The organism is Citrobacter sp. wls826 (assembly GCF_005281245.1).
Taxonomy (GTDB): domain Bacteria; phylum Pseudomonadota; class Gammaproteobacteria; order Enterobacterales; family Enterobacteriaceae; genus Citrobacter; species Citrobacter braakii.
Window position 1 is genome coordinate 115,362 of record NZ_SZWS01000054.1, and the last position, 6,658, is coordinate 122,019.

Below are 6,658 nucleotides of genomic sequence, written 5' to 3' on the forward strand. Positions count from 1 at the left end.
GATGAGGCACTGCGTCAAATCTGGCTCACCATTCGCCTGCCCCGCGTCCTGCTGGCGCTAGTGATTGGCGGTTCTCTGGCGCTCGCGGGCTGCGTGATGCAGGGCCTGTTTCGCAACCCGCTTGCCGATCCGGGATTACTGGGGATAAGCAGCGGAGCCGCCTGCGCCGTCGCCCTGTGGGTAGTGCTGCCGGTCTCTTTGCCCACGCTGTTGATGCTGTACGCCCCCATGCTGGCCGCTTTTCTCGGTGCGCTGGCGGCAACGGTGGTTATTTTTATCCTTAGCCAACAGCGCGACGCTTCACTCTCACGTCTGCTGTTGGTCGGTATTGCCATCAACGCGCTGTGCGGGGCGGCGGTTGGCGTTCTGTCGTGGGTCAGTAATGACGCGCAACTGCGCCAGCTGTCGCTATGGGGGATGGGCAGTCTGGGGGCCGCGCAATGGTCCACGCTGTTGGCTGTCACTTCATTGACTGTCCCGACGGTGCTGATCATTTGGCGTCTGGCACCGGCGCTGAACCTGCTGCAGTTAGGTGAGGAAGAGGCGCATTACCTCGGCGTAGATGTGCGTACCGTTCAGCGTGTTTTGCTACTTTGTAGCGCACTGCTGGTTGCCGCAGCCGTGGCGGTAAGCGGCGTAATTGGCTTTATCGGGCTGGTTATCCCGCATCTGATGCGCATGTGGCTCGGCTCAGACCATCGGGCCGTTATCCCAGGTTCCGTGCTGGCGGGCGCATTTTTATTGCTGATAGCCGACACGCTGGCCCGTACGGCGGTTGCGCCTGCGGAAATGCCGGTCGGTTTGCTAACCAGTCTTCTCGGCGCACCGTGGTTTTTATGGCTTATTTTTCGTCAGCGAGGACCGCATGGCTGAACATTTCATCGCTGAAGGGCTTCACTATCGCGTCGCGGGCAGAGCGGTGATTGACGACGTCACTCTTGCTCTCGAAAAAGGTGAACTGGTGGCGCTCATCGGCCCAAACGGTGCGGGGAAATCCACCCTGCTGCGCCTGCTGACCGGTTTTCTGAAACCGGCTATAGGGCGCTGCGTGCTGGCGGGTAAACCGCTGGATGAATGGCATACCCAGACACTGTCGCGGCATCGGGCGGTGATGCGCCAGCAAACACAACTGGGATTTGACTGGCCGGTAGAGGCCGTCATCGCGATGGGGCGTGCGCCCTGGACCTCGCGGTCGGAACCTCGACTTATCGCTCAGGTGATGGAAATGACCGGATGTACACCGCTGGCGGGCCGGCAATACGCCGCGCTTTCCGGCGGCGAACAACAGCGAGTACAGTTAGCCCGTGCACTGGCGCAACTTTGGTGCGACGGCGCGCCTCGCGGCTGGTTATTCCTTGATGAACCTACCTCTGCGCTGGATCTTTACCACCAGCAGCATCTGTTGCGCTTGCTGAAGACGCTTACCGCTTCACAAGAGCTGCATGTGTGCATTGTGCTTCACGATCTGAATCTCGCCGCACTGTGGGCAGACAGAATAGTGTTGCTGCACAACGGCAGGCTGGTGTCGCAGGGAACGCCAGAGGCCGTGTTACAGGCCGATGACCTGAAGCGCTGGTATGGCGCCCAGGTACACGTTGGCCAGCATCCGGCCAACGGATCCCCGCAGGTGTTTCTGGCCCCTTAGCTTGAACAGCTCACCTCCAGCCGTTTGCCCCAGTCAGGTGGACGGCTGACATAGTCATCATCACGATCGACAAATGGGGTACGCAACGCCTCGTGTAACCGATGCAGCTCGGCGTAATCCCCCTGCTCTGCCTGATTAATCGCCCGTTGCGCCAACCAGTTACGCAATACCATCGCCGGATTAGCCGCCTTCATCTGCGTTTGTCTGTCTGCGTCGGCAATGTTGTCTTGCTGCAGGCGTGAGCGATACCGCGTGAACCAGTCGTCAAACGCTGCGCGGTCGATAAACTCATCGCGCAGCGGGGATTGCGCGCTGTGTTGTTCCGTCTGACTGAGCATGCGAAACGTTCGGGTATAGTCGCTTCTTTCCCGCGCCATCAGGTTAAACAGTTCACTAAGCAGTTCGTTATCGTTTTTTTGCTCGCTAAAGAAGCCAAGCTTTTGTCGCATCCGCTGACCGTAGCGTGTTAACAGCGCCAGTTGATAACTGTCCAGCGCATCATTAAGCGCCTCGACCGGGATAAATGGCGACAGAGTTTGCGCCAGACGTTGCAGGTTCCAAAGCGCCGCGGCCGGTTGATTATCGAAACTGTATCGCCCCTGTTTGTCTGAGTGGTTGCAGATAAAATCGGGCACGTAGTCATCAAGGAAACCGAATGGGCCGTAATCCATCGTCAGTCCCAGAATCGACATGTTGTCGGTGTTCATGACACCATGCGCAAATCCTACCGCCTGCCAGTCCGCGATTAACGTCGCAGTACGCGTGACAACATCGTTAAACCACAGCTGATACTTATCGGCGTCTTCCTGCCATTGCGGCCAATAATAGCGAATCGCAAAGTCAGCCAACTGGCGCACTTTTTCCGGCTCACGGCGATAGTAAAAATGCTCAAAATGGCCAAAGCGCATATGGCTTTGCGCCACGCGAATGAGCATCGCCCCTGATTCTACCGTTTCGCGATACACCGGCGTGTCGCTGGTAACAATCGACAATGCCCGCGTAGTCGGTATTCCCAGGTAATGCATCGCTTCGCTGGCCAGGCTTTCGCGAATTGTCGAGCGCAGTACGGCGCGACCATCCCCCATACGGGAATAAGGCGTAAGTCCGGCGCCTTTCAGGTGCCAGTCACACGTTGAGCCGTCAGCGAGCTGTTGTTCGCCCAACAGGATCCCGCGTCCATCGCCAAGCTGGCCCGCCCAGACGCCAAACTGATGTCCGCTATAAACTTGCGCTAAAGGCGACATCCCGGGAAGCAACGATTCACCGCCCCAAACACCGGCTCCGGTCGGAATATCAAATAGCGTCTCTGGAATAGCTAATTGCTCCGCCAGCGCAGCGTTATGCCAGATCAGGCGCGCATTTTTCAGGGGAGTGGGTGAAAGTGCTGTATAGGTTGCTGGTAATTCATCACGCCAGCGGGTGGTAAAAGACAGGGTCATAGGGCCTCCTGTCTCTAGTGTAGACTGTTAAAAGCCTGTTAAACACCAGCAAATATGAGGGTTATATCTTCGCGAGCGAAATTATCTGCGCGGGGGGCACAGCAGGCCACAGCGCGCCCTGCATGGCGCTGAATCCCAGAGGCAGTACGCGCGCTAACATCTCGGGTGTATCAATACCGCTAATGATAATTGACTCACTGCTGGGAAATAGCTGTGCCAGGATAGCCCGCATAAATGGCTCAAACGAAATATGTGTAATCCTTTGTTGAACAAAGTTTTTATCGAGCACGACGCGTTTGAACAGCCCATCAAAAATTGCCCGATTTGATATGCCACCAGCACCATAGTTTGTCAGTACTAATGGAAATCGCGCCGCCAGTGCTGCCAGCGTTGGATTCGCTTTTCCATTATTTAACTCTGGATAGTTTTCATTAATAGCCAGTTCCAGAAATGACAATCGTTCAACTTGTGAAGCAAATTTAGCATCTGATAATAAAGTATTAGCAATTGCCGGCGTTAAATTAATCCAGGCAGAAACCTTTCGTTGAATAAAAAAATGTTGGCACGTTTCGATTAATTCAAGCTTTTCGGTAAATAAGCGACATTGCTCTTCGTCCGACATCCGAGGTAGGACCAGCTCGGTGGGTATACGCACATCCCCCTGCGCACTGGCAAAACTGGTAATGATATCTACGTATTCAAGATCGCCTTTTTCGTTTCTCGCAGGGAGAAAAGAGAACTCTGAATGGTAAAGAGTATCCATTGAAACAATCATCGTGCCAGCCCCTCTGCATAGGTGTTATCCGGCATCCTGTAGCAAAGGATGGAGAAATACGTTATTGCTGATGCAAGTAGAGGCCCTTTCATTTTTCCCTTTATAGCCAGTAAATCGAATCCCTTTTTTTTAGCTTATCCTGATTATAAGCGAATATCCAGCTTTGCACTTTTTAATATCTCGGAATAAATCATATTTTTAGCAAGATACGCTCTTAATGTTCAGGGGTATTGTCCGGCTGGCGGCAGAAATAAGAAGTTACTAACAAATGGAAATGTCGAGGCTGCTCAGCCGTAGGCAGCCTCGTGACTGATGAGGATTAAATACGTCGCGCCTGCCAAAAGTTTTTGCGCCAGTAAACGTTGTCCAGTGACGAGCGCATCACACCACGGCTGGTTGAGGCATGAATAAATTGATTATTGGTATCGTAAATTCCGACATGCAGACCGCTTTCCCCAGACCCGGTTTTAAAGAACACCAGATCGCCGGGCAGCAAATCATCTTTATCAATTTCGGTACCAATCTTTGATTGCGTGCGGGTATCACGCGGGAGTTGCAGATCGAATTTATCGCGCATTGTCATCAATACAAATCCAGAACAATCCACTCCGCTACGGCTCATGCCGCCATAACGATAGGGTGTGCCATGCCAGGTTTGTAGCTGGTCATTAAGCCCGGCGATAACGGCGATAGAATCCGACAAGCGGGCATTTGGCGCAGGAGCACGATGGCTGCTGCAGCCCGCCAAAAACAATGCTGTGATGAAAAGAAGCCAAAAGCGCATTCAGGACGAATCCTCTGAATTATATTTTTATGTCAATTTAGCGTGGAAATTATATGATTTTCAAGAACCCATTTAACTTAAGTGGTTGATATGAGCATTCTGTGGCCTTCAATATCCAAACGACGGAAGTTCACGCCATAAGCCGCAGACAAATTGGCCGGCGTTAGTACCGTATCACGAGCACCACTGGCAAGCAGCTTCCCGCGTTTGAGGAGCCAGGCCTTGTGCGCATGACGTAAGGTGTGATTAAGGTCATGGCTGCTCATTACAATCGCGATGCCCTGCAAACACAACTGACCCAGCATCCGGTCCAGTGCATTTTGTTGCGCCACGTCCAGGCTGTTCATCGGCTCATCCAGCAGTAAAAGCTGGCCGAATGGATTCGCTTGTGGGCAAATCTGCAGGATAACCGCAGCCAGGCGCACGCGCTGCCACTCACCGCCGGAGAGCTGATTCACGCTGCGTCCCAGCTTATCCGCAAGCCCAAGCGCATCGGCGACTTCCTGTAACAGATCGGTGCGTGCTTTATCGGGTTGATGCAGCGTCAGAAAATGCCAGACCGGCATCGCAAACGGCGGGTTTTGCTGTTGCGCAAGATAAGCGCGATATTGCGCCAGCTTTGCTGCCGGCCATTCATCCAATGACACATCACCAAAGGTGATGCTGCCCTTGCCGGTCGTCAGCCCCGCCATTCGCGCCAACAGCGTGCTCTTTCCTGCGCCGTTAGGCCCCACTAAATGCAGGATCTCCCCTGCTTTTATCTCACCAGAAAGCGGGCCAAGTCGGGTCGATTCTGCTACGTCCTGTAGCTGCATCAATCGAGACATTAGTTTGCCAGCGCCATCTTGATGGATTGCACCAGAACAGGATCCTCAGGCGTCATATCAGGTGAAAATCGTTGCAGTACCTGACCATCCCGACCCACTAAAAACTTCTCGAAATTCCACAGAATATCGTCCGGGTAGAGCGGCGCCCGACCTTTACTCGCCATACGCTCATAGAATCCACTATCCGCAGGCGCGACGGCGGTTGGCGCGGCATCAATCAGTTTCTGATACAGCGGATGGCGTCCCTCGCCATTGACCTCAATTTTGCTGAACATCGGGAAGGTAACGCCCCAGGTGGTACTGCAGTACGTTTTTATTTCCTCTTCACTGCCCGGCTCCTGGCCCAGAAACTGGTTGCAGGGGAACCCAAGAACGGTAAAGCCCTGCTGATGCCAGGCTTTCTGCAGATTCTCCAGTTGCTCATATTGCGGCGTTAGCCCACATTTTGAAGCAACGTTGACGATTAACAGCACATTTCCGGCATACGGCTGCAGTGAGGTAACCTCGCCGTCGATGGTCGTCACGTCTGTATCGAGGATAGTGTTTTGCATAGCATCTCCAGAACAACAGGTGGATTTTCAGTTTTTAATCATAGACCGAATCAACGCGTTCTAGCGCGCGGCTTTTAACAATAGCCAGATAAATACCGGTGCGCCCATGGTGGCCGTCACCACGCCAATTGGCAGCTCAGCCGAGGCCAGCACCAGACGCGCGACAACATCAGCCAACAGTAACACGATAGCGCCAGCCAACGCGCAGCCCAGCAGTAACACGCGATGATCGGTTAAGCCGCACAGCCGCAGAATATGTGGGATCACAAGCCCAATAAAGCCAATCGCTCCCGCCAGAGCCACGCTTACGCCAACCATCCAGCCCGTGGCGACCACCAGCAGGTTGCGCCAGAACCATAATGGCAATCCCAACTGACGTGCAGAAGTCTCCCCCAGCGCCAGCATATTCATCGGCTGCGACTGACAGCAGATCCACACCAGCACCGGAATCAACGCCACCATGAGCCAGGCCTGATGCCAGTCAACGCCGCCAAAGCCCCCCATCATCCAGTACATTAGCTGTCGCAAATCAAAAGAAGTGGAGAAGTAGATGGCCCATGTCATCAGCGCGCTACAGATAATGCCCAGCGCCACCCCCGCCAACAGCAGGCGGCTGGTAGACAAATGACGGCGGGCA

8 protein-coding genes are annotated in these 6,658 nt (G+C 54.1%); 2 read left to right on the forward strand and 6 right to left on the reverse strand.

Going from position 1 to position 6,658, the window contains the following annotated elements; all coding sequences use genetic code 11:
• A partial coding sequence (locus FDW87_RS14560) for an iron ABC transporter permease (RefSeq protein ID WP_252363192.1) occupies positions 1-873 on the forward strand: 873 nt, incomplete at its 5' end.
• On the forward strand, positions 866-1,645 hold the full coding sequence (locus tag FDW87_RS14565) for a heme ABC transporter ATP-binding protein (protein WP_075847335.1): 780 nt from the start codon (positions 866-868) through the stop codon (positions 1,643-1,645). The genes FDW87_RS14560 and FDW87_RS14565, both read left to right, overlap by 8 nt.
• Here the strand turns inward: FDW87_RS14565 and selO are convergent.
• The 6 genes from selO to btuC form a co-directional block, all read right to left on the reverse strand.
• Complete coding sequence (gene selO / locus FDW87_RS14570; protein WP_137379882.1) at positions 1,642-3,084, reverse strand: protein adenylyltransferase SelO; 1,443 nt, start codon at positions 3,082-3,084, stop codon at positions 1,642-1,644. The genes FDW87_RS14565 and selO overlap by 4 nt on opposite strands.
• Before the next feature lie 61 nt (positions 3,085-3,145).
• Positions 3,146-3,859 carry an EAL domain-containing protein gene (locus FDW87_RS14575; RefSeq protein ID WP_019076659.1) on the reverse strand — a complete coding sequence of 238 codons (714 nt, stop codon included), beginning with the start codon at positions 3,857-3,859 and terminating at the stop codon, positions 3,146-3,148.
• Between the two features lie 319 nt (positions 3,860-4,178).
• Positions 4,179-4,643 (reverse strand): NlpC/P60 family protein, encoded by a 465-nt coding sequence (locus FDW87_RS14580; RefSeq protein ID WP_003832591.1) that lies wholly within the window; start codon positions 4,641-4,643, stop codon positions 4,179-4,181.
• A gap of 77 nt (positions 4,644-4,720) precedes the next feature.
• Entirely contained in the window at positions 4,721-5,470 is a 750-nt protein-coding gene (gene btuD, locus FDW87_RS14585) for a vitamin B12 ABC transporter ATP-binding protein BtuD (RefSeq protein ID WP_109017543.1), read from the reverse strand.
• Positions 5,470-6,021, reverse strand: a complete 552-nt coding sequence (locus FDW87_RS14590; protein WP_047500296.1) for a glutathione peroxidase — start codon at positions 6,019-6,021, stop codon at positions 5,470-5,472. Before FDW87_RS14590 ends, btuD begins: the two co-directional genes overlap by 1 nt.
• 60 nt (positions 6,022-6,081) lie before the next feature.
• Positions 6,082-6,658: vitamin B12 ABC transporter permease BtuC (gene btuC, locus FDW87_RS22695; RefSeq protein ID WP_252363193.1), on the reverse strand; the 577-nt coding region annotated here is incomplete at its 5' end.

Excerpts from the sequence above, each read along its gene's own strand:
- FDW87_RS14565 (WP_075847335.1), top strand. The coding sequence starts at position 866 with ATGGCTGAACATTTCATCGCTGAAGGGCTTCACTATCGCGTCGCGGGC.
- selO (WP_137379882.1), bottom strand. The coding sequence starts at position 3,084 with ATGACCCTGTCTTTTACCACCCGCTGGCGTGATGAATTACCAGCAACC.
- FDW87_RS14575 (WP_019076659.1), bottom strand. The coding sequence starts at position 3,859 with ATGATTGTTTCAATGGATACTCTTTACCATTCAGAGTTCTCTTTTCTC.
- FDW87_RS14580 (WP_003832591.1), bottom strand. The coding sequence starts at position 4,643 with ATGCGCTTTTGGCTTCTTTTCATCACAGCATTGTTTTTGGCGGGCTGC.
- btuD (WP_109017543.1), bottom strand. The coding sequence starts at position 5,470 with ATGTCTCGATTGATGCAGCTACAGGACGTAGCAGAATCGACCCGACTT.
- FDW87_RS14590 (WP_047500296.1), bottom strand. The coding sequence starts at position 6,021 with ATGCAAAACACTATCCTCGATACAGACGTGACGACCATCGACGGCGAG.